We start from the raw sequence: 24,804 nt of genomic DNA on the forward strand, positions 1-24,804 counted from the left end.
CTTGATGATGTTTCTTTATGGGTGAAATCAATCGACCCATTACTGTTGTTGCCGCAGGAATATTGATTGATTCTGAAGGGCGCTATCTTTTGGGTCAAAGGCCTGAAGGTAAACCATACGCCGGCTATTGGGAGGTTCCTGGTGGCAAAGTGGAAAAAGGAGAAACCGTTTTTCAAGCGCTCCAACGAGAACTTCAAGAAGAACTTGGAATTGATATTCGCTCTAGTGAAGAATTAACTGTTCTTGAGCATGACTATCCACATGCGTATGTGCGTCTTTATGTCAGCATTATCAGGGAGTGGACTGGTACCCCGAGGGGTTGTGAGGGTCAGGCACTTTCTTGGGAGTTAATTGCATCAGATCCGCCTAGCGTAGAGCCTTTGCTACCGGCCGCCTGGCCAATGCTAGAGTGCCTTAGAAGGTCTTTAGCTTAAAGCTGGCAAAGCGCTAGCTTGAAAGGCACATTGGCATTCACAAGCTGCGCATTTTTTTCGCGATCGGACTTTAAGAAGCGTACTGAGAGTAGATATTTATTGGCGCTAATCTCGGAAAAAAAAGTGTTGTCTTCAACAGCAATACGCATCAGTTGATACACCTTGCCCGATGGCGCTTGCTGAAAAGATCCATTGTGAGCCACAACATCTTTAGCCTCACCGGATTGACGTAAGAGCCTTAAAAATAATTGACAAGCTTCGTGCCATGGCAAAATCGGCTTAATGTAATTTTCTAAAAGATCGCGACGTTCACTTGATGGACTATTTTTCCATGCGTGATAACTTGGAAGATCAGTTGGGCTTGTGCCACCAGGAATATTCAATCGTGTGCGAATTCCGTTGAGCCATTCACTTTCAGTGATGGCAGAATTTGGTCTTCCTGCGGATTGATTAATACTACTTGCAACACTATCAATTTCAGCAAGAATCTGGGACAGCGCTTCTTGGTCTACTTTTTGTGATGACTTAAGACCATTCAAAGCGTACTTCTGACGTTTAAATTCTTTAAGCAGTAAGGATTTAATATCGCCGCGTGCACCAATGTCACCAAGATCAAACAAAATGGCAATTGCATTGTGATGAAGTTCTGGATCATCCGAGCGTGTGAAGTGGTTGAAACGGGCGAACAAATACTCCAGTCGAAGCATGCTTCGAACTAATTCGTTGAAGGGGTATTCGTAAACAATCACAAGCCCATATTCTATGGCTAACTGAGTTTGTTTTTCTGAATCTGTAAGATTTTTTGGTGCAGTTCTTCGACTTCGACCTCTAGGGTCGCAAGACTACCCTGATTTTCAATGACAACATCAGCTTGAGAAAGGCGTTCTTCCCGGCTGGCTTGGGCCTGGAGGATCTTTTTCACCTCTTCCCTGGGTAAATTGCTGCGGCGCATTACACGTTCAATTTGGGTTTCTTCGGGGCAATCGACTACCACTAGGTAGTCAACGATTCCCTTCCAGCTGTTGGACTCAATTAAGAGTGGCGCCACAAAAACCAAGTAGGGTGCACCAGCTTGAGCTAGGTTATTGGCTTGCCTAATCGTTTCTAGCCGAATTAAAGGGTGGGTTATATGCTCAAGGGCTTGGCGGGACTCGGGATTTGCAAAAACCAGGGTTCGCATTTTGCTTCTATTTAAAGCCCCAGAGGAGTCAATGAATTCAGGGCCAAATTTCTCCAAAATTGCGGGTATTGCAGCACCGCCCGGAGCCGTAACTTGGTGGGCTATTAAGTCGGTGTCGATAATGCCTGCACCGAATTTGCCCAGTCGATCGCTAACAGCAGTTTTTCCGGAGCCAATTCCACCCGTCAAACCAACGAGGAGAATCCGCCCCTTCAGGGCGCTTAAATCGGATTGCTCAGCAATAGGTTTTGGAGAGGCTGTGGCCATAACAACTCCATGATGCCAGCAAATGCGAGGAATGGTCCAAAAGGGAATGCCCTTTGATAGCCTTTTTTATTCCAATAAAGCCAAATAAAGCCACCCACCAAGCCAGCGATTGATGCCATAAATAAAACACCTGGTAGCGCCATCCATCCAAGCCAGGCACCCAGCGCGCACAATAGTTTGGCGTCCCCCATTCCAATGCCGTCTTTATTTTGGGCGAGCCGATATAGGTAATTAATAAGCCAGAGAAAGGTATAGCCAAGTATGGCGCCAAGGACCGCATTTTGTAAGTCTGTAAATGGATGGCGAGCAAGCGCATTAAAGCAGAGTCCGCAAATTGCCAAAGGGATAGTAATAGCGTCTGGCAATCTAAAAGACCGTAGATCAACATAGGCTAGATACATCAAGACTGCGATGACTAAAGCGCGAATCAGATCGGATATTGCTAAGTCACTCATTAGACAATCTGGCCTAAATTAAAAATGGGAAGGTACAGGATGATTACCAGACTACCAATAATAATTCCCACAAAGATAATTAAGAACGGCTCCAGGCTTTGGCTTAGTGTATTTAAGCGATTACTTAGTTGTGAGCCCAGGGTTTGAGCACGCTGGCCTAGCATTTGAGAAAGTGATCCGCTTTCTGAGGCAATGTGCAGAAGCTGCAGAGTTTCAATATCAAATAATAAGTGCTTGGGGTCAGCCCGCTTTAAGGCGTCGCCCAATGGCCAGCCCTGAGTGAGGTGTTTAAAGACTTCAGCACTCAAATCATGACTAAGCCAGTGGTTGGATGATTGGGCGGTCACACGCAATGCATCGGGCAGAGGCAGTCCTGAGCGAAGCAAGTGTCCGAGTGTGCGGCACCAGTAGGCCAATGTGGCTAGCCGTAATAGCTGCCCCACTATCGGCACGCAAAAACTCAATTGATCACACCTCTTTTGTAAGTGAGGACTTTTCAACCATGCCATGCTAAATATCGTGGCAAGTCCAACAAAGAGCACTCCAATTTCTATAAAGAAGTTTTCAATCCACGAGGAAGTCTGAATCAATGTTTTTGTTGGTGCTGGTAGTTCTGCATGAAAGTGCGCAAAGACCTCTTTAAACACGGGGACTACCCAGACCATCATGACAACAATGAGGAGGAAAGAGCTTGCTAGAGTAATGATGGGGTAGCTCAATGCCTGCTGTAACTTTCGGCGTAATTCAATTTGCGCTTCGAGCTGTTGACAAATAGTCGTTAGGGCCAAAGGAATGTCGCCTGTGCGCTCACTTACGCGAATGAGGTTAATAAATTCTGCTGAGAACTGTTCCCGTCGTAGTTGCAGGCTTTGTGAAAAGCTATTACCTTTCTTAAGTTGTGAGTGCAAATCTATGAGGCAGGGACGCCAATGTTTTGGAGCGCAAGAATGCATGAGTTCAATGGCATTTAGGAGGGCCATTCCTGCCGATAAAATGGATAAGAGTTGCTGAGCAAAATGCAGTTGATCTTGCTTATTCATTGCCACGTGCCAATCTCAGCATCAAGACTCTCTTGGATAATAAGACCTTGGCTAACATATTCCATGCCTGCATTGCGCATAAATAGATATGCGAAGTCAGGGTTCAGTATTTCTGACTTACTAAATACTTCATGCACTCCAATCCGGCCGGCCTTTCCGCTCCCCTTGCAGATGATGCAGGCTGCATTTTCTGGGACGGGCATGCCATGACATCCTGTGCATGTTCTGCGAACCAATCGCTGAGAGCTTGCGCAAAGCAGGCACGATTCAATCGTCTCGTAATCAACCCTCAAGTTTTTAAGGCGACCAAGAATGCCATGCGCATTGCGTGTATGCAGGGTGCTTAAAACAAGGTGTCCTGTTTGTGCTGCTTGGGTGGCAAGCTGTGCAGTTGCGGCATCGCGAATTTCTCCAATCATGATGACATCAGGATCTTGCCTTAAGAGGGTGCGAATGATTACTGGGAAGTCCAATCCCGCTCGAGGGCGGTAAGCCACCTGATTGACTCCAGGTAAGCGTATTTCAATGGGATCTTCTATGGAGCAAAGATTGCGATGGTTTTGATTTAACGCTCTTAAACAGCAATACAGGGTACGGGTTTTTCCGCTTCCTGTTGGGCCCGTAACCAGAATAAGGCCATTGGTCTGTTGTAGTGCGCCTTGGAAGATTTGTAGTTGGTTCTGGCAGCAGCCCAATTTGATCGAGTGCCAAATCTTCGGCTTGGCTTGGCAGGATTCGAACAACCGCTTTCTCGCCATGAAGAGTTGGAAGAATCGAGACCCTGCAGTCGATATTCGGTCTAGTGAATTCGCGGCCAATATAAAGGCGGCCATCCTGTGGAAGGCGTTTCTCTGCAATATCTAGGCGCGCTAGAATTTTGATGCGTGTGATTAATCGCTCATGTAGGTCTATGGGGTAATGCGTTTGGATTTGAAGCTCGCCATCCACTCGGATGCGGACTAATGTTTCTTGAGTTCTTGCCTCAATATGTATATCACTCGCTCCAGAGTTAAGTGCATTAACTGCGATTTCAAACCAGGTGCGAACGATAAGTGAGTCATCTTGAGTTTGACTCAATCTTGCTCTGCGGTGAGCTTGGGTCGATAGAGTTTGATGGTCTTCACCCCTTGTTCGTCAAACTGCACAATTTCCATGACGATGCCAGCAATTCGAATGCTCACATCATGATCCGGAATGGCCTCTAGCTTTTCGAGAATGAGGCCATTCAGAGTGCGAGGTCCATCTAGAGGTAAGTTCAGATTGAGTAAGCGGTTGAGATCTCGCAAAGATGCACCACCGCTCGCAAGATAAGTCCCATCTGTCAGCCAGTGTGGGTCAGTAGAAAGATTAGAGAAGGATGTGGTGAACTCGCCAATCAGCTCTTCCATAATATCTTCAAAAGTCACCAGCCCAAGAACTTCGCCATACTCATTTACAACCAGACTTAAGCGCTGCTGGTTATCTTGAAAGAATTGCATCTGCTGTAGAACGGGCGTGCCGCTAGGGATGAAGTACGGTTCATTCACTAACGACCTAAAGTCTTCGTGTTTTAAGTCGGTATCACCAAGCAGAGATAATGCCTTTTTAACCGACAAAATGCCCACAATACGCTCCGAATCTCCATCGCGTACAGGTAGCTTATTGTGATAACAGGTTTCTAGTTGCTGGACAACTTCATCAATAGGTCTGGAGAGATCCAGGACTTCAATCTTTGATCTTGGAGTCATCACATCATCAACGGTAATGTTTTCCAGGTTAAATAGATTAAGCAAAATATTGCGCTGATGATTGGAGACGAAGCGATTGGATTCAAGCACAAGGCTGCGTAATTCTTCTTTGCTCATTGCTCTGCTATCCGCTGAAGACTGTAGTCCGGATACTTTCATGAGGCCAGAAACAAAGCTATTAATAAACCACAACAAAGGCTTTAGTAAAAACGTCAAAGGCAAAATCAGCCAGCCAACTCGAGCGGCAATCTTTTCAGGGAAGGCTGCACCAATGACTTTCGGTGTGATTTCGCTAAAGATGATGAGAAGCGCTACAACCAATGTAGCAATTGACAGCACTAGGCCGCTATCGCCAAAGATATGTAGTGCAATACCTGTTACCAAAATGGGCAATACGGCATTAATCAGGTTATTTGATATCAGCAGAACTGACAAAAGCGAGTCAATTCGTTTTAATAATCTTTCAGCCAATGCTGCGCCTGAATTGCCGCCCTTGGCCATTGCACGTAGGCGATGGCGATTAGAAGAGAGCATGCTCGTTTCGGCCATGGAAAAAAAGCCAGAAAGTGCGAGCAAAAAGATGACTAGGGCAACCTGTGCAATAAAGGGCCAATCATCAAAAAAGGTGTCCATGGAGGCTGCCTGCAAAAAGTAAGGATGAGTCAATATAGCAAAGTGCCATTTCAGTAGCTATAGCTGGGATAGAAATAGGCGTCATCACAGTTGTTTATTTGTGTGAGAATTACCCATCTATGGCAGCTTCTCAAAAATCCTCTTCCGTTGATGGCGCTCAGCACTGTGTGATTGAGGCTCCATTTGGGCGCTTAGGAATATTGACTGAGATGGTGGATGCTAGTTTGATGCTATCTAAAATTGATTACTTGCCGACCTCAACCCCATTAATTGCCCCTCAAAACCAATTAGCTAAGGATGTGGCAAAACAATGTCAGGCCTATTTTAAGAACCCCAAGTATCAATTTGATTTGCCGCTAAAGCCAGCGGGCACGACTCATCAGCAAAAGGTTTGGAGTCAAATTCAGAAAATTCCAGTTGGGAGTACTTCAACCTATGGAGAGCTTGCTAAGAAGATTAAAAGCGGGCCGCGCGCGGTGGGGACGGCATGCGGCGCCAACCCTTATCCACTTATCGCGCCTTGTCATCGTGTTGTTGCTGCACAAGGCATTGGTGGTTTTATGAAACAAAACTCACCAGGGTTGCATCGTCAAATTAAGATTTGGCTCTTGAAGCATGAAGGCGCAATTTAGAGGCCCAAGTTATTTTTTGAGGGCGCCCGAAAATACGTAAAAGAATCCTTTCATCAACGCATCACTCATTACTGCGACTTTGGTGAAGCTATAAAAAACCATGACTGTGCTGCGAGAAAGTTTCACCTCGTCTTTATGGCTAAATTGGGTTCGCTCAGCAATCTTTGAAAGCGTCATCACTGCTAAGCCAAATGCCAAGAAGCAAGAGCGCCTCATGCCTAACTCTGTTTTAGGAATTAATAGGATGTACTCAAGAGAATCTTGAAGTTTTTGATAGGCAATATTGAGTAGTTGTGTTTGGTTAATATGGGCCGGCTTCCAAGAGACGCCGCGCGCCCTATCTTCCGGTGAGTCTTTCAGAATATTAGTCATCTGTAGCGCTTGACCAAAGGCGATGGCTAGAGCTTCTCGATTTTGGACTTGCTTGGCAAAGGCTGCCGAGTGATTGCTAAAGATGGTAGTTAATAATTCCCCGACAACACCCGCAACCACATAGCAATACTCTTCAAATTCGGGAAGATCTTTAAGGCCCTCTTTGGTTTGTTTGCCATGAAAGTGAGACATACCTTCAGACATGATGGATACACAGCGACTGACTGCTTGTTGATCAGCGCTGCTGCACGTATGCAGGATGCGCAATACAGTAGGGGTGTGGGCAATCAGGTCCAACTCATCTTGATTGCCATAATTTTTAAGGGCATCAAGGCAAGGCCCCACAAAAGAGCTGACCGGGGCTTTTTCAAGTACCGCTTGTAAAAACAAAGCTGAGAGGTTTTGTTTGACTTGCGGGCTGAGGTCTGCAGCGTCTTCAATCGTGTCGACAATTCGACAAAGCAAGTAAGCGTTGCCTACTACTTTCTCAATAGCTGGCGGTAAAAGTGGAATGGTCAATGCAAAGGTGCGCGATACCGAACCCAAAATAGCCTTTTGATAGGCCAGATCAGTGCTTGGGTTATTTGATGAGGATTCCACCCTTGGATTATGTCAGACCATGACGCTCCAAATTGGCACTTTTAACCATACTGAGAAAAGTGCCAAGGTCATATAATTTCACCAAATTCCTTTGGGAGAACTTTGGGAGAAATCAGGCGTGCTCATTTGGAGCGTCATTATTTACTGGGTTATATCTGTAGGCATTGGCCTGTGGGCTGCCCTGCGCGTAAAAAATACCGCTGACTTTGCTGCCGCTGGACATAGCCTGCCGTTGCCGATCGTTACCGCAGCTGTATTTGCCACCTGGTTTGGCTCAGAAACTGTTTTGGGTATTCCGGCAACTTTTCTGAAAGAGGGTTTAGGGGGTGTTGTGTCAGACCCATTTGGATCTTCGATGTGTCTAATATTGGTGGGCTTATTTTTTGCGCGTCATTTATATAACCGCCGCATGCTCACAATCGGTGACTTTTTCCGAGAAAAATATGGCCGCACTGTTGAGGTTTTAGTGACTCTTTGTATTGTGGTTTCTTATCTTGGTTGGGTTGCTGCGCAAATTAAGGCTTTAGGGTTGGTGTTTAACGTAGTTTCAGAAGGTAGCATTTCTCAGACTGGTGGCATGTTGATTGGCGCTGGTAGCGTATTGATCTACACCCTGTTTGGCGGCATGTGGTCAGTTGCGATTACCGACTTTATTCAGATGATCATTATTGTGATCGGTATGTTGTATATCGATCGGTGGTGAGATGACTGTGCAGACTGGTGGCATCGGTGTGGTGCTTGAGCATGCGGCTGCAGCCGGCCAGTTCAGTAACTTCTGGCCGGATATGAATCTTGCCTCCATCTTGGGATTTGTCGCTGCGCTTTGCACCATGATGTTGGGGTCCATACCCCAGCAAGATGTATTCCGGCGGATCACTTCATCCAAGAACGTGAACATTGCGGTTCAAGCTGCCATTTTGGGCGGTGTGTTGTATTTCATTTTTGCTTTTGTGCCGATGTATTTAGCTTACTCCGCCACTTTGATTAGCCCTGATTTAGCAAAGCAATATCTTGATGCAGATCCGCAAATGATTTTGCCAAAGTTGGTTCTCAACCACGCTCCCATCATTGCTCAAGTGATGTTTTTTGGCGCCTTGCTGTCAGCAATTAAGAGTTGTGCGAGCGCAACTTTGCTAGCCCCATCGGTCACGTTCGCAGAAAACATTGTGAGAGGTTTTTTTAAACATCTTTCAGATCACGATCTGCTGAAAATTATGCGCATTACTGTTTTGTGTTTTGCGGTTGTAACGACATTTTTTGCAGTGAATTCTGAGCTCTCAATTTTTAAAATGGTTGAGAGCGCATACAAGGTAACTTTGGTTGCCGCTTTCGTTCCCCTGGCTTTTGGGGTGTATTGGTCTAAAGCAAATTCATTGGGCGGCCTCCTTGCGGTAGTGGGGGTCTGACCATCTGGATTAGTTGCGAGATCCTTGCCCCTAACGCCATATTGCCGCCCCAGCTAGCAGGCTTATTTGCCTGCATTGCAGGGATGATTTTGGGCAGCCTAGTACCTAAGGATGCTTTGAAAGCTGTTTAAAGAAAAAGCTGCTTAAAATTTAAGCAACCATAATTGCTGCAGCGCAAAAATCCAATTAAAATACAAGTAATTCAAAATTTTTAGTTCTTATGGAGCTCCTATGAAAATCTGTGTCATTGGCGGAGGTGGTGCAATTGGCGGCTATCTGGCTGTTATGTTGGCAAGGGCAGGCAATGATGTCACTGTTGTAGCGCGTGGCGCTACTTTGGCGGCGATCAAAGAGCGTGGCTTGGCGTTGATCATGGACGATCAACCTGAGCCATTGGTGGCGCAAGTAAAAGCAGTAGAAAAAATTCGTGATGCTGAAACTCCGGATGTAGTGATTCTGGCGGTAAAGGCGCATCAAGTTGAGTCGATCATTGAGGACCTGGCTGCGATCATGGGCCCAGAAACGATTTTGATCCCAATGCAAAACGGTATTCCTTGGTGGTATTTCCAAAAGCTGGGCGGCGAGTACCAAGATCACTCCGTGGAAACAGTAGATGCGGGTGGCGTTGCTAAGAATACAATCAACCCAAACAACATTATTGGTTGCGTGGTGTATCCAGCAACCTTTACCCAAGCACCTGGCGTGATTCGTCACGTTGAGGGCAATCGCTTCCCGTTGGGCGAGCTCGATGGCAAGACAACTGAGCGCATTCAGAAGATGTCTGAAATGATGGGTGCGGCTGGATTTAAGTCACCAATTCTGGATGACATCCGCTCAGAAATCTGGCTCAAGCTTTGGGGCAATATGACTTTCAACCCAATCAGCTCATTGACGCATGGCACCTTAGAAGGTATTTGCCAATATCCATTGACGAAAGAATTAGCGCGCAACATGATGGCTGAAGCTCAGACGATTGCCGAGAAGTTGGGTGTTACTTTCCGCGTGGATATTGAGCGTCGTATCGCTGGCGCTGAAAAAGTGGGCAAGCATAAAACATCGATGTTGCAAGACTTGGAAGCTGGCCGTAGCTTAGAGATCGATGCATTGTTGGGTTCGGTTATTGAGCTTGGCAAAATCACTCAAACTCCAACACCTTGCTTAAACACTGTATTTGCTTTGACAAAATACCTGGATGAAAACGTTCAGGCCTCTAAAGGTAGCTTAGCATTGCCATCAGTCAGTGGCTACTAAGTAATACGGTATTTAGCTTTACAGATTTACGCGCAATAAAAAACCCTTGCTACTCAACATAGCAAGGGTTTTTGCTTTAATGGGGGGCGACTTATTCGAAGCGATTATCTAAGCGACCAACCCCATCAATGATGATGCTCACATTGCTGCTAGGCTTCATTGAGCCAACGCCCACTGAAGTGCCGCAGGCGATAATGTCACCAGCCTCTAAAGGCACGTCTTGAGAAATCATACTCACTAGTTTGGCCGGCGAAAAGATCATATCGGCAACAGGATAGTTTTGACGCTCTTGATCATTGAGGATGGTTTTGATGGTGAGCTTACTCGGATCAACATCAGTGGTGATGTACGGACCAAATACACCAAAGGTATTAAAGCTCTTGGAGCGGGTCCACTGCGCATAACCAGGGTCACGATTGAGAATCTCGATCGCAGTGACGTCGTTAATGCAGGTGTAGCCAAAAATGGCTTTAGCAGCTTCCGCTTCATCCACTTCATGACAGCGTTTACCGATCACAATTCCCAATTCGCCTTCATAAACCACTTTGCCTGAATAAGACTTTGGCGTACGAATGACTTGATTGGCCGCAAGAAAAGAGTTGTTGCCTTTGAGAAAGTACAAAGGCTCTGCAGGTACCGCATGCTCAAGCTTGGTAACCAGCGCATGGAAGTTATCCACCATAGCAACCATTTTGGATGGTGTACAGGGAATATCAATGACGACGTCTGCCAAATTCAGGGTTTGACCAGTTGTTTTAGGTCCATTGAATAAATCACCTTCATACACTGCGATTTGGTCACCTTGTACTTGTCCTAAACCACTTTTTCCTTGGTGTTGAAATCTAAGCCATTGAGCCATAATGAGCTCCTGTGAAGTTTAATATTTGATATGCAATATCTTACAGGGATGTGTTGATGTCTCAGACTTCTGAACTTATCTTTGCACCAGAATTGGACCAGCCAATTCGCTACATTGAGCGCACGCGCAATTACTACCTAGGCTTGGGGTACGACAATCCATATGTCTGGGCACACTTCATTGATGTACCGTTTACTCCGCTTGCAAAACCTTTAAATCAATCTGTCCTGGCACTTATTACTACCGCAGTTCCCTATGATGCCGATAAGGGTCCCCAAGGCCCTGGCGCGCCTTACAACGCAGCAGCGAAGTTTTATCAGCCGTATCTGAAGCGCGTGATTGATGAGGTCGATCTGCGCATTGCCCATGTGGGCGTTGATCGAAAAAATGCCAACATGGAAGACAGCAACTGCTGGTTTCCGTTAGCGGCAGCAAAACGAGCGCTCAGTTCAGGAAGAATCCAGGCGCTATCCCCACATTTTTACGGTCTGCCCACCAATCGCAGTCAGCGACACACTCTAGAAATAGATGCGCCAATTATTTTGGAAATGCTGAAAGTGGACAAAGTGGATGTTGCTGTGTTGATTCCCAATTGCCCAATTTGTCATCAAAAGCCAGAGCTTATTAGCGCGTTACCTAGAGGCAGCAGGTATACCCACAGTAGTCATGGGTGCTGCTAAAGATATTGTGGAGTATTGCGGTGTCCCAAGATTTTTGTTTAGCGATTTTCCCTTGGGAAATGCCGCTGCAAAACCCTATGATGCGAGGTCCCAGGATGTGACTATGGACTTAGCTCTTAGCCTGATGGAATCTGCTCCTGCAGCACGCACAACAGTTCAGTCGCCCATGGTGTGGTCCGCTGATCCAGCGTGGAAATTAGATTATTCCAATTTGGAAAGATTGTCTTCGCAAGAGATTGCTCACTTGCGAGAAGAGGCCGAGAATGCCAGGATTACTGCGCGCGAGCTTAGGCTAAAAAGCGTAGGGGGTTAAGTTTGTCTTGCGAGTGAATATTCGCAAAGAGCATGTAGTGCAGCGCTAGCCTCGTTGGCGGGGAAGCTTGTCAGGCATTCCAGCGCGAGATCCGCTTCGCGTTTGGCTGCTGCTTGCGTGTAATCGAGTGCGCCTGAACTTTGTACGGCACTCAGAATTTGTGCAAACACATCATCGGGTAGATCTTGATTTTGTTCGATGGCGGCACGAACTAATAATCGCTCTTCGTTACTGCCAATTTCTAATAAGTAAATTAGCGGTAGCGTAGGCTTGCCTTCGCGCAAATCATCCCCAGCATTTTTTCCTATCTGGGCGGCATTGGCTGTGTAGTCCAAGAGGTCGTCCATGAGCTGAAATGCAGTGCCAATATGACGGCCGAATGCTGCAGCTTGTTCGCGCTGAGTATCTGAGGCGTTGGCCAAGATTGCGCCAAGCTCCGTTGAAGCTTCGAATAATTTGGCGGTTTTGTAGCGAATGACTTGGAGGTAACTTGCTTCATCTACTTCTGGGTCATTCATATTGAGAAGCTGCAAAACTTCACCTTCGGCGATGGTGTTGGTGGCATCCGACAGAATTTGCATGACGCGAAGGTCATCAGGACCCACCATCATCTGAAACGCCCTGGAGTACAGGAAGTCTCCAACCAGGACGCTGGCCGCATTGCCAAAAGCTGCATTGGCTGTTTCTCGACCCCTTCTGAGGGTGGATTCATCCACAACATCGTCGTGAAGCAGGGTGGCGGTATGGATAAATTCGACAACCGCAGCCATTTCCAGGGTATGAGGGGTGTCTTTACCATTGGCTAGGGCCTTGGCTACCAGCATGAGTAGGGCTGGTCTAACCCGTTTCCCACCCGCCTGGATGATATATGTGGAAATTTGGTCAATTAAGGCGACTTTTGAGGCTAAACGCTGGCGAATAACCTCATCTAAGGCCTTGAAATCTAAGGCAATTGGGGTCAGGATCTGGCTTAAGTCATTGGTTTTGACAGTGCTCGTCATGCAAGATATAATAGTGGGCTTAGCTGGTCCAGGGTGAATTAGCTTAAATGTAGATATTAATTTGAGGTTTCAAACCATGTACGCGGTCATAAAAACCGGTGGCAAACAGTATAAAGTTGCTGCAGGCGAAAAATTGAAAATAGAACAGATACCAGCGGAAATCGGCAGCGAAATCACTCTTGACCAGGTCCTCGCCGTTGGCGAAGGCGCATCACTGAAGTTAGGTGATCCATTGGTTAATGGTGCAGCCGTGATGGCCACTGTCGTCTCCCAAGGACGTCACGATAAAGTGACAATCTTTAAGATGCGCCGTCGCAAGCATTATCAAAAGCAACAAGGCCATCGTCAAAATTTCACTGAAATTTTGATCAATACGATTAAAGCCTAATTCCAGAGTAGGAGAAAGATATGGCACAGAAAAAAGGCGGCGGCTCAACACGAAATGGCCGCGACTCAGAATCGAAACGCTTAGGCGTTAAGGTATTTGGCGGCGAGCGCATTAATGCTGGCAGCATCATCATTCGTCAACGTGGCACACGTGTTCATCCAGGTGCTAACGTTGGTATTGGTAAAGATCACACTTTGTTTGCCTTAATTGACGGACAAGTGGAATTCGGCGTTAAGGGTGCTTTGAAGAAGGCCCAAGTTTCAATCTTGCCTCGTTCATAAGGCGCCTGACTGAGACACGTTTGATTCAGATTAATTCCGAATTTAACTCTTAGGAACAGGCCTCGCTAAGCGAGGCCTTTTTTATTTATGAAATTTATAGACGAAGCACGTATTGAAGTGATTGCCGGCCAAGGTGGCGCCGGAAGCGCCTCTATGCGCCGCGAAAAGTTTATTGAATTTGGCGGCCCTGATGGCGGCGATGGCGGCAAGGGCGGAAGCGTATGGGCGACAGCTGATCGCAACATCAATACCTTGATCGACTATCGCTACGCCAAAACACACACCGCTAAAAATGGTGAGCCAGGGCGTGGTGCTGACTGCTATGGTCGCGCTGGTGATGATATTGAATTGCGCATGCCAGTGGGCACCATTATTTCTGATTACGAAACTGGTGAGCCAATTGCTGACTTAACGACGCATGGCGAGCGTCTTTGTTTGGCGCAGGGCGGTGTTGGTGGCTGGGGAAATATTCACTTTAAGAGCAGCACCAATAGAGCGCCACGTCAAAAGACAAACGGCAAACCTGGTGAGCGTCGCAAACTAAAGCTGGAATTAAAAGTGTTGGCTGATGTTGGCTTGTTGGGCATGCCTAATGCTGGCAAGTCCACTTTGATCACTGCGGTTTCAAATGCTCGTCCAAAGATTGCTGACTATCCATTTACAACGCTTCATCCTAATTTGGGTGTGGTGCGCGTAGGCAATGAGCGCAGCTTTGTAATTGCCGATATCCCTGGCTTGATTGAAGGTGCTGCGGAAGGTGCTGGCTTAGGCCATCGCTTCTTGCGCCATTTACAGCGCACTGGCGTGCTTTTGCATCTGGTAGATATTGCACCATTTGATGAGAATGTGGACCCAGTGGCTGATGCTAATGCGATTGTGAATGAGCTGCGTAAATACGATGAAGCTTTAGTAGAAAAACCACGGTGGTTAGTTTTGAACAAGGTCGATATGATTCCTGAAGAGGATCGTCAAAAAGCTGTTGCTGACTTTGTGAAAAAATTTAAGTGGAAGGGTCCAGTTTTTGAGATCTCCGCTTTGACGGGCCTGGGTTGCGACAAGCTTTGTTATTCATTGCAGGATTATTTGGATTCTGTGCGTCGTGATCGCGATGATGCTGAGGAACGCGCTCAGGATCCGCGCTATCAAGACCAGGCTCAAGATAAAACTCCCGATTAAATTACTTGTTTAATATTTTCTGCTGTTATGAACGCCAAAAAAACTAAACGGATTGTTGTCAAAGTGGGCTCTAGCCTTGTAACCAATAATGGTGAAGGCTTGGATCATGCTGCGATTGCAATGTGGGCAGCGCAAATGGCAGAGTTATTAAAAGCTGGCCATGAAGTTTTGATGGTAAGTTCTGGAGCGATTGCTGAAGGCATGCAACGTTTAGGTTGGGCTAAGCGTCCACAAGAGATCCATCAGCTACAGGCTGCAGCTGCAGTAGGGCAAATGGGTTTAGTGCAGGTTTATGAAAGCTGTTTTGCGCGCTTTAATTTGCGTAGCGCACAGATCTTATTGACCAATGCTGACTTGGCAAACGCTGAGCGTAATGCCAATGCGAAGGCTACTCTGGATACCTTATTAAAGCTGGGCGTTGTCCCAATTATTAATGAGAACGATACGGTTGTTACCGACGAAATCAAATTTGGTGATAACGATAGTCTCGCAGCTCTAGTGAGTAATTTAATTCAGGCGGACTTGTTAATTATTCTGACCGATCAGGGCGGTTTGTTTACGGCTGACCCACGTCAAAATCCTGATGCAACACTCTTAACTGAAGCAATTGCAGGTGACCCTGCTTTAGAAAAAATGGCTGGCGGAGCTGCTAGCGAAATGAGTAAGGGCGGAATGCTGACTAAAGTCTTGGCTGCTAAGGTTGCAGTGAAAACAGGTACAGCGACAGTAATTGCTTCAGGGCGCGAACCCAATGTTCTGACTCGCCTGATGGCTGGCGAGAAACTTGGCACCTATTTGGCGCCAGCTCAAAATTAATTCTTAATTCATTTCACCAAAAGAGTTGGTTGGTTTTGTGCCGCCATTAAACTCTTTTGGATTGAGTGACTGGAGTATCGCTCTGATGCTCTTTTCTTGGTTGTTGAAGTTACAAAAAGCCCCTTGCGCTAAAGCTGCTTGATAGCGATTCGCTATATCGCTTTGGATTGCTCGCCAGCTAGATAGTGGGTTTTCTTTCCAGGAATTATTTTCAAGGGTTCCATAAAGGCGCCATTGGAAAGAGTCACAACAAATACCTTCGTATTGAGTTTGTTGGCCTCCGCTGGGGTTGGTAATGACCACGATATAGCGTGTAACACTATCTGCTCCAATCTGAATTGAATTCGTATCTACGGCAAACTTAAAAATAGTGCGCTGAGAAACATAGAAGGGAACAAGCGATGCCTGTGGGTGGATTTAAGGGCATTGTGGTTACACCCTCTTTAAACACCATGGGTGCGAATGGGTCAAGGCCACTTTGTAATGGGTCTCCGGCACAGCCATACAGGGCGCCAATAAGACTGAGGCAGCTTGCATAGAGGCTAACTTTTCGCAAAGCATTATTCATTTTCTTTATCCGATTTTTCAGAAGATTTATGGGTATCTTCATTGCCAGCATAAAAAGACTGGAATAGATCAAGTGGCGAGCCCCATGCCAGTTGTTGCATGCGTATGCCGCGAGTGAGGTAGCGTGCTAGCTCAGATAGAGCCAATTGATAGACCTCACGTTTAAATCCGATTACGGCATCCAACTGAATCCAGAATGGAACCCAGCGCCAAGCATCAAACTCAGGGTGCTCAGAGGCGCGCAGTTGAATATCACTATCCAGACCCACTAGGCGTAATAAAAACCAAATTTGTTTTTGTCCTCGATAAGCTGCACGATGGACGCGGGTGGAGTTTTGACGGCGCAGGTATTCCTCAGGGACGTCGTAGCGAAGCCAATCCCTGGTGCGTCCAATAATCTGGACATGCTCCGGCAGTAAGCCAACCTCCTCTTGCAATTCGCGGTACATAGCCTGTTCAGGGCTTTCACCATGCTGAATCCCACCCTGTGGGAACTGCCACGAATGCTGCCCGACGCGTTTTCCCCAGAAAACCTCGTTACGGCTGTTGAGGAGGACAATGCCGACATTGGGGCGATACCCTTCACGGTCAAGCATGATCGTGCCTCAAATCCTTTAAAATCAATGATTTGATTATATCCATACATGAAAGCATCACAATCATTTCTCGCCACGCTAAAAGAAGCCCCCTCCGACGCTGAGGTGGTTTCGCACAAACTCATGGTGCGCGCTGGTTTAATTCGCAAGCTCAGCGCTGGCGTTTATAACTATTTGCCCCTGGGTTTGAAAGTCATTCGCAAGGTGGAAAACATCATCCGCGAAGAAATGAATTGTGCTGGTGCTATTGAATTGCTAATGCCGATGATTCAGCCTGCTGAATTGTGGCAAGAAACTGGCCGTTGGGAAAAGATGGGTCCTGAGCTGCTGCGTATCAAAGATCGCCATGATCGCGATTTTTTGATTCAGCCTACTTCTGAAGAAGTCGTAACAGATTTAGCTCGCAATGAGATTAAGAGTTACAAACAGTTGCCAGTCAACTTTTATCAAATTCAAACGAAGTTCCGTGATGAGCGTCGTCCTCGTTTTGGCATCATGCGTGGTCGTGAGTTCAGCATGAAAGATGCTTATTCATTTGATCGTGATGCTGAGGGTCTGAAGAAGTCCTATCAAATTATGTTTGACGCTTACACACGCATCTTTAAGCGTATGGGACTTCAGTTCCGCGCTGTGACTGCGGACAACGGCGCTATTGGCGGTTCCGGTAGTCAGGAGTTTCATGTAATTGCGGATACCGGCGAAGATGCCATTGTGTATTGCCCAAGCTCAGATTACGCGGCTAACCTAGAAGCCGCAGAATCATTGGCCTTGATCGATACTCGTGCTGCAGCATCCGCTGCAATGACCAAGGTGCCAACCCCAGAAAAAACCAACTGCGCGGATGTTGCTAAGTTTTTAAATATCCCGCTTGAATCCACTGTTAAGTCTTTATTGTTTGCGGCTGATCAAGAAGATGGACCAGCCAAACTTTTTATGTTGTTGGTACGTGGCGATCACGAATTGAACGAAGTTAAGGCTAGCAAAATCCCGGGCATGGCCGAATCTCGTTTTGCTACTGAAACAGAAATCAAGCAAGCCTGTAATGCACCTGCGGGTTACCTAGGTCCTGTTGGTATTGGCGCCGATGTAACTGTGGTTGCTGATCGTACTGTTGCCAATATGGCAGATCTTGTTTGTGGTGCAAACGATGCTGGTCATCACTTAACTGGTGTGAACTGGGGCCGTGATTTACCTGAGCCATTGGTTTTGGATATTCGCAATGCGGTAATTGGCGACCCTTCACCGGATGGTAAAGGGGTGGTTGATATTTGCCGCGGTATTGAAGTTGGTCACGTATTTCAATTGGGCACACGCTATTCAGAGGCGATGGGCTGTACTTATCTGGATCAGCAAGGCAAAGCACAACCGATGGTGATGGGTTGCTACGGTATCGGTGTTACGCGTTTGCTGGGCGCTGCAATCGAGCAGGGCCATGATGAGAAAGGCATTATTTGGCCTATCTCCATGGCGCCGTTTGAGGTGGTGATTTGTCCTATGGGGTATGAAAAGTCAGAAGCAGTTAAGGCTGCATGCGATCAGTTGCATGACGAGCTCAAAGCTGCTGGCATCGATGTGATTTTGGATGATCGCAATGAGCGTCCGGGAGCTATGTTTGCTGACTGGGAACTCATTGGTGCGCCATTCCGCGTAGTGATTGGTGATCGCGGGTTAGCAGATTCGCAGGTGGAGTTTAAGGGCCGCACTGATGCCGAGTCTCAGAACATTCTGCTTAGTGATATCAAAGCAAAAGTGATTGCCGCAGTTCAAGCAGCCAAGCAATTAGGCGGTTAATTATTTTTTAAAGAGTCCGCCAATACCCTTGGCGGCTCCTTTGGCAGCCATGGTGGCCATCGTGCGCGCCATTTTCCCACCCTTGAATTGCTTCATCATGGTTTGCATTTGCTCAAATTGAGCAAGTAGGTGATTGACTTCCTGTACTTCCACGCCAGCGCCAGCAGCAATTCGACGTTTGCGACTAGCCTTCAGCAATTCAGGTTTGGTGCGCTCGCGAGGCGTCATGCTGTCAATAATTCCGCGCATACGTGTCGTTTGCTTATCTGCATTGCTGAGATTGGTTTTCGATGCTGCTTGAGCTACTTGACTTGGCAGCTTATCCATCAAGCTGGCCATTCCACCCATCTTCTGCATCTGCATAAGTTGATCGCGAAAATCTTCAAGATCAAATCCACCTTTAGAAATCTTGTTAGCTAATTTTTCTGCTTTGGCAACATCCACATGTTGCTGGGCTTGTTCAACCAGAGCAAGAATATCGCCCATACCCAGGATGCGATTGGCCATACGCTCAGCATCAAATGCTTCCAGGCCATCCATCTTTTCGGCCACGCCGATAAATTTGAGTGGTACACCGGTAACTTGGCGAACTGATAATGCAGCGCCACCACGCGAGTCGCCATCTAACTTGGTGAGAATCACGCCGGTTAATGGCAGCGCTTCGTGGAAGGCCTTAGCGGTATTAACTGCATCTTGGCCAAGCATGGCGTCGACCACGAATAAGGTTTCAATTGGGTTTAGGCTTGCATGCAAAGTTTTAATTTCTTGCATGAGCGCTTCATCAATGCCTAAACGACCTGCCGTATCGACTAGAACAACATCAAAGTAGTGGCGACGCGCCCAGTCGAGTGCCGCAGGCGCAATGTCATTCGGCTTTTGATTAATGTTGCTTGGGAAAAATTCAGCGCCAACTTGTTTCGTGACGGTTTCTAATTGCTCGATAGCGGCAGGACGATATACGTCACAAGAAACAGTCAGTACTTTCTTTTTCTTTTTTTCTTGCAGCCACTTGGCAAGCTTGCCTACAGAGGTAGTTTTACCGGCGCCTTGCAAGCCAGCCATCAAGATAACCGCAGGTGGTTGGGTGGCTAAATTGAGCTCGCCGCTTTGATTGGTATCGCCCGTCATTACTTGGGCAAGTTCTCGTTGCACCACGCCAACTAGTGCCTGACCAGGGCTGAGGCTGCCAACAACCTCTTCTCCAAGTGCCTTAAATTTAATTTGTTCGAGTAAAGACTTCACAACCGGAAGCGCTACGTCAGCTTCTAGTAGGGCCAAACGGATCTCCCGCAACATTTCTGCGGTATTGGCTTCAGTGAGGCGGGCTTGGCCCCGCATTGTTTTAACAACGCGAGATAGACGGTCGGTGAGGTTTTCTAGCATTTATCGATTAGACTTTCCAGATGGATATTTTAGGTTACTCAAGTTATGGATGGCTTCCATCGGCACTTTATTTAGCTCTTTTGCTCATTTTGAGCCTGAGACCCAAAGAGGGCTTGGAGTCTTCGCTCTCTACTACCTTGATTCAAGGGGCTATTTTTGGGATTTTGGTCGTCCACGGAATTCAATTGCATGACTCTGTTTTTACGCCTGAGGGCTTTGTTTTTGGCTTTGCTCAGGATTTGTCCTTGATTGCTTGGGTTGGTTTAGCTTTTTATTGGTTTCAGTCGTGGTTTTTACCCATCTCAAGCCTGCGCTGGATGGCCTTGGTATTCGCTTTAATCTGCTCCTTATTGCCATGTCTTTTCCCTGGAACATTGCTTTCACCTAAGGCAGTTTCGGATCCCTGGTTTAAGGGGCACTTTGTTGTTGCAACAGTTTCAGTGGGGCTACTCAGTTTGGCGGCAATGCACGCCATGTTGATGAGTATTCAAGATCGAGCCCTGCATCGTCGCTTGGCCATCGTGCCCAATAGTCGAGCCACACATTGGTTGGAGGATTTGCCTCCACTAATGACAATGGAAAGCTTGTTATTTAACTTGCTGTACGTTGGATTTGCGCTGCTCAGCCTGACAGTTTTTTCTGGCCTGTTGTTTTCGCAAACGCTCTTTGGTAAACCGCTAGTGTTTGACCACAAGACTATTTTTGCTTTGGTCTCTTGGTTTTTATTCGTCGGCCTACTGATAGCGCGCTGGAGAGTTGGTCTGCGTGGCAGAACGGCAATACGTTGGGTATTAAGCGCATACACAGCGCTTTTGCTAGCGTATGTTGGTAGCCGCTTTGTGGTGGAAGTAATTCTTCAGCGGACATAATTCTTGATTAAGTGGCTTCTTTTAATTGCAGGCGCAGGCCTTTTTTACCTTTGGATTAAAGGAAAAAAACAGGCAAACTTCGATCAGCAAAATACCTCTAAAGCGAATTCCGATAAGACTCGTAAGGCCATTGAACCTGAGGTGATGGTCCAATGCCAATGCTGCAAAGTGCATTTGCCTAAAACCGATGCCATTACTCATGACGATCGGTTTTATTGTTCTCGAGAACATATCAATGCGTTAGATGGGGAAGGTTGGATTGGATTTGCCAAATGGCGAGTTTCACCGAATCAAGATGTCAGACCAGAAAATCTTCAGCCAGACTTAGTGGTGATTCATCACATTAGTCTTCCGCCTAGCGAATTTAGAAATCAAAGTTCCAGTCAATATATCGTTGATTTTTTCCAAAATAAGCTCGACCCCAATGGGCATCCTTATTTTGCAGAAATTGCCGATCAAAAAGTATCAAGTCATTTTTTAATTACACGCTCGGGCGAGTTGGTGCAATTTGTAGCCACTCAAAATAAGGCTTGGCATGCTGGCATTTCTTCATTTTTGGGGAGAGAGAAGTGCAATGACTTCTCAATTGGTGTTGAGTTAGAGGGTGATGGCGATACTCCATTTGAGGAAGCTCAGTATCAAACTCTTACCAAGTTGGTTGAAAAATTGGTCGAGGCCTATCCAAATGTGCAGTTTTCTGGACATAGTGATATTGCCCCCGGTCGGAAAACGGATCCTGGAATTTATTTTGACTGGAAAAAGTTCCAAAAAGAGACAGCAGTCGCTCCTGAAAAATTACCCTTCGGACTCATTTCTAGATAATCTATTTTTTGTCTGTGATCGTACGCTTACTTTTACAGCCTTTGCCTAAAAAGGGCTAAAAATTCCGCACCAAAATAACCCCTAAATTGGTGGAAAACTTAGTAAAAATACTTATAAATATTTGTCAGAAACACCTTACCAAATAAGCAATATTTCCCTATACTTAGTGCTTAACGCGCTTCAGAACACTAGATGTAGTGTTTGATTTCCGCAATATCCCATTGTTTTTTAACGATATTTTGTCCAAATAACTATATATAGACGCAGGAGCAACATGACATACGCAAACCCACAGACAGCAGGCCAACCTTCTGGTGCGATTAACCCAGGAGTGAGTCCTACGGGGGCAATAAATCAAGCCCCTTCCGCCGGCTTTGTAGCTGGTGGTGTTGGTGGCACCCAGGCAACCCAATTGTCTGACTACAAAATTATTCGCCGCAATGGTTCCGTTGTGGCTTTTGAGCCATCTAAAATTGCGATTGCTGTAACAAAAGCATTTTTAGCTGTTAATGGTGGTCAAGGTGCCGCTTCTGCTCGCGTTCGTGAGCAAGTTGAGCAATTGACTCATTCTGTTGTGCACGCTTTATTGCGCAGCCGTCCAAATGGCGGAACTTTCCATATTGAAGATATTCAAGACCAGGTTGAGTTGGCCTTGATGCGTAGTGGTGAGCACAACGTTGCTCGTGCTTATGTTCTTTATCGTGAAAAGCGCAACCAAGAGCGTGCAGCACAGCAAGAAGTTTCTCAAGATGCTCAAGCTGCAAGCCAGGCTGGTGAGTCCGGCATTAAGGTAACGGATAACGGTGTTGAGAAGTGGCTTGATACGGCCGCTTTGCGCACTGTGATTGAAGCGGCATGCGAAGGTTTGGGTACTCACATTGATGCAACTCCGATCATCACAGAGACCATCAAGAATTTGTATGATGGCGTGCCAATGGCGCAGGTGTATGACTCTGCTATTTTGGCTTCCCGCACTTTGATTGAAAAAGATCCTGCTTATAGTCAGGTGACAGCGCGTATCTTGATGCACGTGATTCGTAAAGAAATCTTGGGTAAAGAAGTATTGCAAGGCGACATGCAATCTGAGTACAGCACTTACTTTGCGAAGTACATCAATGAAGGTATTTCTGCAGAGTTATTGGATCCACGTATGCGTGAATTCGACTTGCCACGCTTGGCCGCTGCTTTGAACGCTAGCCGTGACCTGCAGTTCAATTACCTGGGCTTGCAAACTTTGTATGACCGCTATTTCTTGCACATTGAAGACCGTCGCATTGAAATGCCACAGGCTTTCTTCATGCGTGTAGCTATGGGCTTGTCTTTGAATGAGTTGGATCGTGAGCGTCGCGCAATCGAGTTCTATGAAATCCTCTCTACATTTGATTTCATGTCCAGCACCCCAACATTGTTTAACTCTGCAACTACACGTCCACAGCTCTCAAGCTGCTACTTGACGACAGTTGAAGATGACCTTGATGGCATCTATGAGGCATTGAAAGAAAACGCTTTGTTATCTAAGTTTGCAGGTGGCTTGGGTAACGACTGGACTAACGTTCGCGCTTTGGGAAGTCATATCAAAGGCACTAACGGTAAATCTCAAGGTGTTGTTCCTTTCTTGAAAGTAGTGAACGACACAGCAGTTGCTGTTAACCAAGGCGGTAAGCGTAAGGGTGCGGTTTGTGCCTACTTGGAAACATGGCACTTAGATATTGAGGAGTTCTTGGAATTGCGTAAGAACACTGGCGATGATCGTCGCCGTACTCATGACATGAACACTTCCAACTGGATTCCTGACTTGTTCATGAAGCGCGTAATGGAAAACGGTGAATGGACATTGTTCTCACCATCCAATACCCCTGATTTGCATGACAAGTTTGGCAAAGCTTTTGAAGAGGCATATGTTGCTTATGAACAAAAGGCTGATCGTGGTGAATTGAAGCCATTCCGCAGAATTCCAGCGCAGCAGTTGTGGCGCAAGATGCTCGACATGTTGTTTGAGACTGGTCACCCATGGATTACTTTCAAAGATCCTTGCAATATTCGTAGCCCACAGCAGCATATTGGCGTAGTTCACTCGTCTAACTTATGTACTGAGATCACCCTCAACACCAATGAGGACGAAATTGCGGTTTGTAACTTGGGTTCCGTGAACTTAACGGCTCACATGACTACAGATGCCAATGGCAAGATGATTTTGGATCACGAGAAGCTCCAAAGAACTGTTCGTACAGCAATGCGCATGTTGGATAACGTTATCGACATCAACTACTACGCTGTTGCTAAAGCGCGTAATTCAAACTTGAAGCACCGCCCAGTCGGTATGGGCATCATGGGCTTCCAGGATTGCTTGCATATGCAGCGTATTCCTTACGCGAGTGATGAGGCTGTGAAGTTTGCTGACTCCTCAATGGAAGCAGTTTGCTACTACGCATATCAAGCGTCGAACGAATTGGCTGAAGAGCGTGGCGTTTACAGCACCTATAAGGGTTCTTTATGGGATCGCGGCATCCTCCCACAGGATTCAGTGGTGGCTCTCTTAGCGGCTGAGCGTGGCGGCTATTTGGAAGTAGACGGCTCATACACAATGGATTGGACTGGATTGCGTGCTCGCATTAAGCAACACGGCATGCGTAACTCCAATTGCGTGGCTATTGCGCCAACAGCAACGATTTCTAACATTATTGGCGTATCTGCTTGTATCGAGCCAACATTCCAGAACTTGTTCGTGAAATCTAACCTTTCTGGCGAATTCACGGTGGTAAACGAGTACTTGGTGCGTGATTTGAAAGATCGTGGCCTTTGGGATGAAGTAATGATTGCCGATTTGAAATACTTTGACGGCACGTTGTCCAAGATTGATCGCATTCCTCAAGACTTGCGTGATTTGTACGCGACTGCGTTTGAAGTGGAGCCAAGCTGGTTGGTTGAGGCTGCTTCCCGTCGTCAGAAGTGGATTGACCAAGCTCAGTCATTGAACATCTATATGGGTGGCGCTTCCGGCAAGAAATTGGACGACACCTACAAGTTGGCTTGGTTGCGTGGTCTGAAGACAACGTATTACCTCCGCACAATGGCTGCAACCCACGTTGAGAAATCAACTGTTGCTAGCGGTCAGTTGAACTCAGTGTCTAGTGGTGGTGGCGTTAATGGTACCGACGCAGCTGCTGCAGGTGCAGCCGGTGGAGTTGAAGCCGATGGTCCAGTTTGCACAATGCGTCCAGGCGACGCTGGTTTCGAAGAATGTGAAGCATGCCAATAAGCCATT

Annotated in this window: 25 protein-coding genes and 2 pseudogenes; 14 read left to right on the plus strand and 13 right to left on the minus strand. The window is 46.7% G+C overall.

Annotated elements, in window-relative coordinates:
* Positions 1 to 17: 17 nt before the first annotated feature.
* Positions 18 to 434, plus strand: a complete 417-nt coding sequence (locus tag DXE27_RS04300) for an NUDIX domain-containing protein (protein ID WP_128113038.1) — start codon at positions 18 to 20, stop codon at positions 432 to 434.
* On the opposite strand, the gene zapD is transcribed toward DXE27_RS04300, so the two are convergent.
* From zapD to DXE27_RS04330, 7 genes are read right to left on the minus strand one after another with little or no spacing between them, the layout of a single operon-like run.
* Positions 431 to 1,183 carry a cell division protein ZapD gene (zapD, locus tag DXE27_RS04305; RefSeq protein WP_128113039.1) on the minus strand — a complete coding sequence of 251 codons (753 nt, stop codon included), beginning with the start codon at positions 1,181 to 1,183 and terminating at the stop codon, positions 431 to 433. The two genes, DXE27_RS04300 and zapD, sit on opposite strands and share 4 nt — an antisense overlap.
* Positions 1,184 to 1,200: 17 nt before the next feature.
* The gene (coaE, locus tag DXE27_RS04310) at positions 1,201 to 1,818 is read right to left on the minus strand and encodes a dephospho-CoA kinase (RefSeq protein WP_128113705.1); all 618 of its coding nucleotides are present in this window, start codon (positions 1,816 to 1,818) and stop codon (positions 1,201 to 1,203) included.
* A 17-nt stretch (positions 1,819 to 1,835) separates the two neighbouring features.
* Positions 1,836 to 2,336: a prepilin peptidase gene (locus DXE27_RS04315; protein ID WP_128113040.1), complete on the minus strand. Its 501-nt coding sequence runs from the start codon at positions 2,334 to 2,336 to the stop codon at positions 1,836 to 1,838.
* Positions 2,336 to 3,376, minus strand: coding sequence for a type II secretion system F family protein (locus DXE27_RS04320; RefSeq protein WP_128113041.1), 1,041 nt, complete (start codon positions 3,374 to 3,376; stop codon positions 2,336 to 2,338). The genes DXE27_RS04315 and DXE27_RS04320 overlap by 1 nt, the downstream gene beginning before the upstream one ends.
* The gene (locus tag DXE27_RS09070) at positions 3,373 to 4,008 is read right to left on the minus strand and encodes a GspE/PulE family protein (RefSeq protein WP_415064460.1); all 636 of its coding nucleotides are present in this window, start codon (positions 4,006 to 4,008) and stop codon (positions 3,373 to 3,375) included. Before DXE27_RS09070 ends, DXE27_RS04320 begins: the two co-directional genes overlap by 4 nt.
* Entirely contained in the window at positions 3,899 to 4,453 is a 555-nt protein-coding gene (locus tag DXE27_RS10410) for an ATPase, T2SS/T4P/T4SS family (RefSeq protein ID WP_197712297.1), read from the minus strand. Before DXE27_RS10410 ends, DXE27_RS09070 begins: the two co-directional genes overlap by 110 nt.
* The gene (locus tag DXE27_RS04330) at positions 4,450 to 5,736 is read right to left on the minus strand and encodes an HlyC/CorC family transporter (protein WP_128113042.1); all 1,287 of its coding nucleotides are present in this window, start codon (positions 5,734 to 5,736) and stop codon (positions 4,450 to 4,452) included. Before DXE27_RS04330 ends, DXE27_RS10410 begins: the two co-directional genes overlap by 4 nt.
* Positions 5,737 to 5,855: 119 nt before the next feature.
* Between DXE27_RS04330 and DXE27_RS04335 the strand changes: the two genes are divergently transcribed.
* Positions 5,856 to 6,368 carry a methylated-DNA--[protein]-cysteine S-methyltransferase gene (locus DXE27_RS04335; protein WP_128113043.1) on the plus strand — a complete coding sequence of 171 codons (513 nt, stop codon included), beginning with the start codon at positions 5,856 to 5,858 and terminating at the stop codon, positions 6,366 to 6,368.
* Between the two features lie 9 nt (positions 6,369 to 6,377).
* On the opposite strand, the gene DXE27_RS04340 is transcribed toward DXE27_RS04335, so the two are convergent.
* Positions 6,378 to 7,340 (minus strand): squalene/phytoene synthase family protein, encoded by a 963-nt coding sequence (locus DXE27_RS04340; RefSeq protein ID WP_128113044.1) that lies wholly within the window; start codon positions 7,338 to 7,340, stop codon positions 6,378 to 6,380.
* A gap of 118 nt (positions 7,341 to 7,458) precedes the next feature.
* Here DXE27_RS04340 and DXE27_RS04345 point away from each other — a divergent pair.
* A pseudogene (locus DXE27_RS04345) lies at positions 7,459 to 8,877 on the plus strand (high affinity choline transporter 1).
* A gap of 100 nt (positions 8,878 to 8,977) precedes the next feature.
* Entirely contained in the window at positions 8,978 to 9,997 is a 1,020-nt protein-coding gene (locus tag DXE27_RS04350; RefSeq protein WP_128113045.1) for a 2-dehydropantoate 2-reductase, read from the plus strand.
* A 91-nt stretch (positions 9,998 to 10,088) separates the two neighbouring features.
* Here DXE27_RS04350 and DXE27_RS04355 read toward each other — a convergent pair whose 3' ends face one another.
* Positions 10,089 to 10,856 (minus strand): fumarylacetoacetate hydrolase family protein, encoded by a 768-nt coding sequence (locus tag DXE27_RS04355; RefSeq protein ID WP_128113046.1) that lies wholly within the window; start codon positions 10,854 to 10,856, stop codon positions 10,089 to 10,091.
* 56 nt (positions 10,857 to 10,912) lie between these two features.
* On the opposite strand from DXE27_RS04355, the gene DXE27_RS04360 reads away from it, so the two are divergent.
* Complete coding sequence (locus DXE27_RS04360) at positions 10,913 to 11,536, plus strand: hypothetical protein (RefSeq protein ID WP_197712298.1); 624 nt, start codon at positions 10,913 to 10,915, stop codon at positions 11,534 to 11,536.
* A complete protein-coding gene (locus tag DXE27_RS09080) occupies positions 11,523 to 11,849 on the plus strand; it encodes a hypothetical protein (protein ID WP_197712299.1) in 327 nt (108 codons plus the stop codon). Before DXE27_RS04360 ends, DXE27_RS09080 begins: the two co-directional genes overlap by 14 nt.
* Here DXE27_RS09080 and DXE27_RS04365 read toward each other — a convergent pair.
* Positions 11,846 to 12,850, minus strand: a complete 1,005-nt coding sequence (locus DXE27_RS04365; protein ID WP_128113047.1) for a polyprenyl synthetase family protein — start codon at positions 12,848 to 12,850, stop codon at positions 11,846 to 11,848. The two genes, DXE27_RS09080 and DXE27_RS04365, sit on opposite strands and share 4 nt — an antisense overlap.
* Before the next feature lie 76 nt (positions 12,851 to 12,926).
* Between DXE27_RS04365 and rplU the strand changes: the two genes are divergently transcribed.
* The 4 genes and pseudogenes from rplU to proB all read left to right on the plus strand — a co-directional run.
* On the plus strand, positions 12,927 to 13,238 hold the full coding sequence (gene rplU, locus DXE27_RS04370; RefSeq protein WP_128113048.1) for a 50S ribosomal protein L21: 312 nt from the start codon (positions 12,927 to 12,929) through the stop codon (positions 13,236 to 13,238).
* A gap of 20 nt (positions 13,239 to 13,258) precedes the next feature.
* On the plus strand, positions 13,259 to 13,519 hold the full coding sequence (gene rpmA / locus DXE27_RS04375; RefSeq protein ID WP_128113049.1) for a 50S ribosomal protein L27: 261 nt from the start codon (positions 13,259 to 13,261) through the stop codon (positions 13,517 to 13,519).
* 87 nt (positions 13,520 to 13,606) lie between these two features.
* A complete protein-coding gene (gene obgE / locus DXE27_RS04380; protein ID WP_128113050.1) occupies positions 13,607 to 14,695 on the plus strand; it encodes a GTPase ObgE in 1,089 nt (362 codons plus the stop codon).
* Positions 14,696 to 14,722: 27 nt separating this feature from the next.
* Positions 14,723 to 15,493: pseudogene (proB, locus tag DXE27_RS04385) on the plus strand (glutamate 5-kinase); the annotation flags it as partial.
* 21 nt (positions 15,494 to 15,514) lie between these two features.
* Here the strand turns inward: proB and DXE27_RS04390 are convergent.
* On the minus strand, positions 15,515 to 15,928 hold the full coding sequence (locus DXE27_RS04390; protein ID WP_197712398.1) for a CNP1-like family protein: 414 nt from the start codon (positions 15,926 to 15,928) through the stop codon (positions 15,515 to 15,517).
* A 143-nt stretch (positions 15,929 to 16,071) separates the two neighbouring features.
* Entirely contained in the window at positions 16,072 to 16,674 is a 603-nt protein-coding gene (locus DXE27_RS04395; RefSeq protein ID WP_128113052.1) for an RNA pyrophosphohydrolase, read from the minus strand.
* A gap of 48 nt (positions 16,675 to 16,722) precedes the next feature.
* On the opposite strand from DXE27_RS04395, the gene DXE27_RS04400 reads away from it, so the two are divergent.
* Complete coding sequence (locus tag DXE27_RS04400; RefSeq protein ID WP_128113053.1) at positions 16,723 to 18,465, plus strand: proline--tRNA ligase; 1,743 nt, start codon at positions 16,723 to 16,725, stop codon at positions 18,463 to 18,465.
* Here DXE27_RS04400 and ffh read toward each other — a convergent pair whose 3' ends face one another.
* Positions 18,466 to 19,848 (minus strand): signal recognition particle protein, encoded by a 1,383-nt coding sequence (gene ffh / locus DXE27_RS04405; RefSeq protein WP_128113054.1) that lies wholly within the window; start codon positions 19,846 to 19,848, stop codon positions 18,466 to 18,468.
* 20 nt (positions 19,849 to 19,868) lie between these two features.
* Between ffh and DXE27_RS04410 the strand changes: the two genes are divergently transcribed.
* The 3 genes from DXE27_RS04410 to DXE27_RS04420 all read left to right on the plus strand — a co-directional run bounded on the left by DXE27_RS04410 (position 19,869) and on the right by DXE27_RS04420 (position 24,798).
* Positions 19,869 to 20,717 (plus strand): cytochrome C assembly family protein, encoded by an 849-nt coding sequence (locus DXE27_RS04410; RefSeq protein WP_128113055.1) that lies wholly within the window; start codon positions 19,869 to 19,871, stop codon positions 20,715 to 20,717.
* 3 nt (positions 20,718 to 20,720) lie between these two features.
* A complete protein-coding gene (ampD, locus tag DXE27_RS04415) occupies positions 20,721 to 21,539 on the plus strand; it encodes a 1,6-anhydro-N-acetylmuramyl-L-alanine amidase AmpD (RefSeq protein WP_269459800.1) in 819 nt (272 codons plus the stop codon).
* Between the two features lie 274 nt (positions 21,540 to 21,813).
* Positions 21,814 to 24,798: a ribonucleoside-diphosphate reductase subunit alpha gene (locus DXE27_RS04420; RefSeq protein ID WP_128113056.1), complete on the plus strand. Its 2,985-nt coding sequence runs from the start codon at positions 21,814 to 21,816 to the stop codon at positions 24,796 to 24,798.
* Positions 24,799 to 24,804: the final 6 nt, after the last annotated feature.

Origin of the sequence: Polynucleobacter necessarius, from assembly GCF_900096755.1 — a bacterium.
Lineage (GTDB): Bacteria > Pseudomonadota > Gammaproteobacteria > Burkholderiales > Burkholderiaceae > Polynucleobacter > Polynucleobacter necessarius_K.

What these genes read in the sequence shown, in the direction of transcription:
- DXE27_RS04300 (WP_128113038.1), top strand. Translation starts at nt 18, where the DNA reads ATGGGTGAAATCAATCGACCCATTACTGTTGTTGCCGCAGGAATATTG.
- DXE27_RS04315 (WP_128113040.1), bottom strand. Translation starts at nt 2,336, where the DNA reads ATGAGTGACTTAGCAATATCCGATCTGATTCGCGCTTTAGTCATCGCA.
- DXE27_RS04320 (WP_128113041.1), bottom strand. Translation starts at nt 3,376, where the DNA reads ATGAATAAGCAAGATCAACTGCATTTTGCTCAGCAACTCTTATCCATT.
- DXE27_RS04330 (WP_128113042.1), bottom strand. Translation starts at nt 5,736, where the DNA reads ATGGACACCTTTTTTGATGATTGGCCCTTTATTGCACAGGTTGCCCTA.
- DXE27_RS04335 (WP_128113043.1), top strand. Translation starts at nt 5,856, where the DNA reads ATGGCAGCTTCTCAAAAATCCTCTTCCGTTGATGGCGCTCAGCACTGT.
- DXE27_RS04350 (WP_128113045.1), top strand. Translation starts at nt 8,978, where the DNA reads ATGAAAATCTGTGTCATTGGCGGAGGTGGTGCAATTGGCGGCTATCTG.
- DXE27_RS04355 (WP_128113046.1), bottom strand. Translation starts at nt 10,856, where the DNA reads ATGGCTCAATGGCTTAGATTTCAACACCAAGGAAAAAGTGGTTTAGGA.
- DXE27_RS04360 (WP_197712298.1), top strand. Translation starts at nt 10,913, where the DNA reads ATGTCTCAGACTTCTGAACTTATCTTTGCACCAGAATTGGACCAGCCA.
- DXE27_RS09080 (WP_197712299.1), top strand. Translation starts at nt 11,523, where the DNA reads ATGGGTGCTGCTAAAGATATTGTGGAGTATTGCGGTGTCCCAAGATTT.
- DXE27_RS04365 (WP_128113047.1), bottom strand. Translation starts at nt 12,850, where the DNA reads ATGACGAGCACTGTCAAAACCAATGACTTAAGCCAGATCCTGACCCCA.
- rplU (WP_128113048.1), top strand. Translation starts at nt 12,927, where the DNA reads ATGTACGCGGTCATAAAAACCGGTGGCAAACAGTATAAAGTTGCTGCA.
- rpmA (WP_128113049.1), top strand. Translation starts at nt 13,259, where the DNA reads ATGGCACAGAAAAAAGGCGGCGGCTCAACACGAAATGGCCGCGACTCA.
- obgE (WP_128113050.1), top strand. Translation starts at nt 13,607, where the DNA reads ATGAAATTTATAGACGAAGCACGTATTGAAGTGATTGCCGGCCAAGGT.
- DXE27_RS04395 (WP_128113052.1), bottom strand. Translation starts at nt 16,674, where the DNA reads ATGCTTGACCGTGAAGGGTATCGCCCCAATGTCGGCATTGTCCTCCTC.
- DXE27_RS04400 (WP_128113053.1), top strand. Translation starts at nt 16,723, where the DNA reads ATGAAAGCATCACAATCATTTCTCGCCACGCTAAAAGAAGCCCCCTCC.
- ffh (WP_128113054.1), bottom strand. Translation starts at nt 19,848, where the DNA reads ATGCTAGAAAACCTCACCGACCGTCTATCTCGCGTTGTTAAAACAATG.
- DXE27_RS04410 (WP_128113055.1), top strand. Translation starts at nt 19,869, where the DNA reads ATGGATATTTTAGGTTACTCAAGTTATGGATGGCTTCCATCGGCACTT.
- DXE27_RS04420 (WP_128113056.1), top strand. Translation starts at nt 21,814, where the DNA reads ATGACATACGCAAACCCACAGACAGCAGGCCAACCTTCTGGTGCGATT.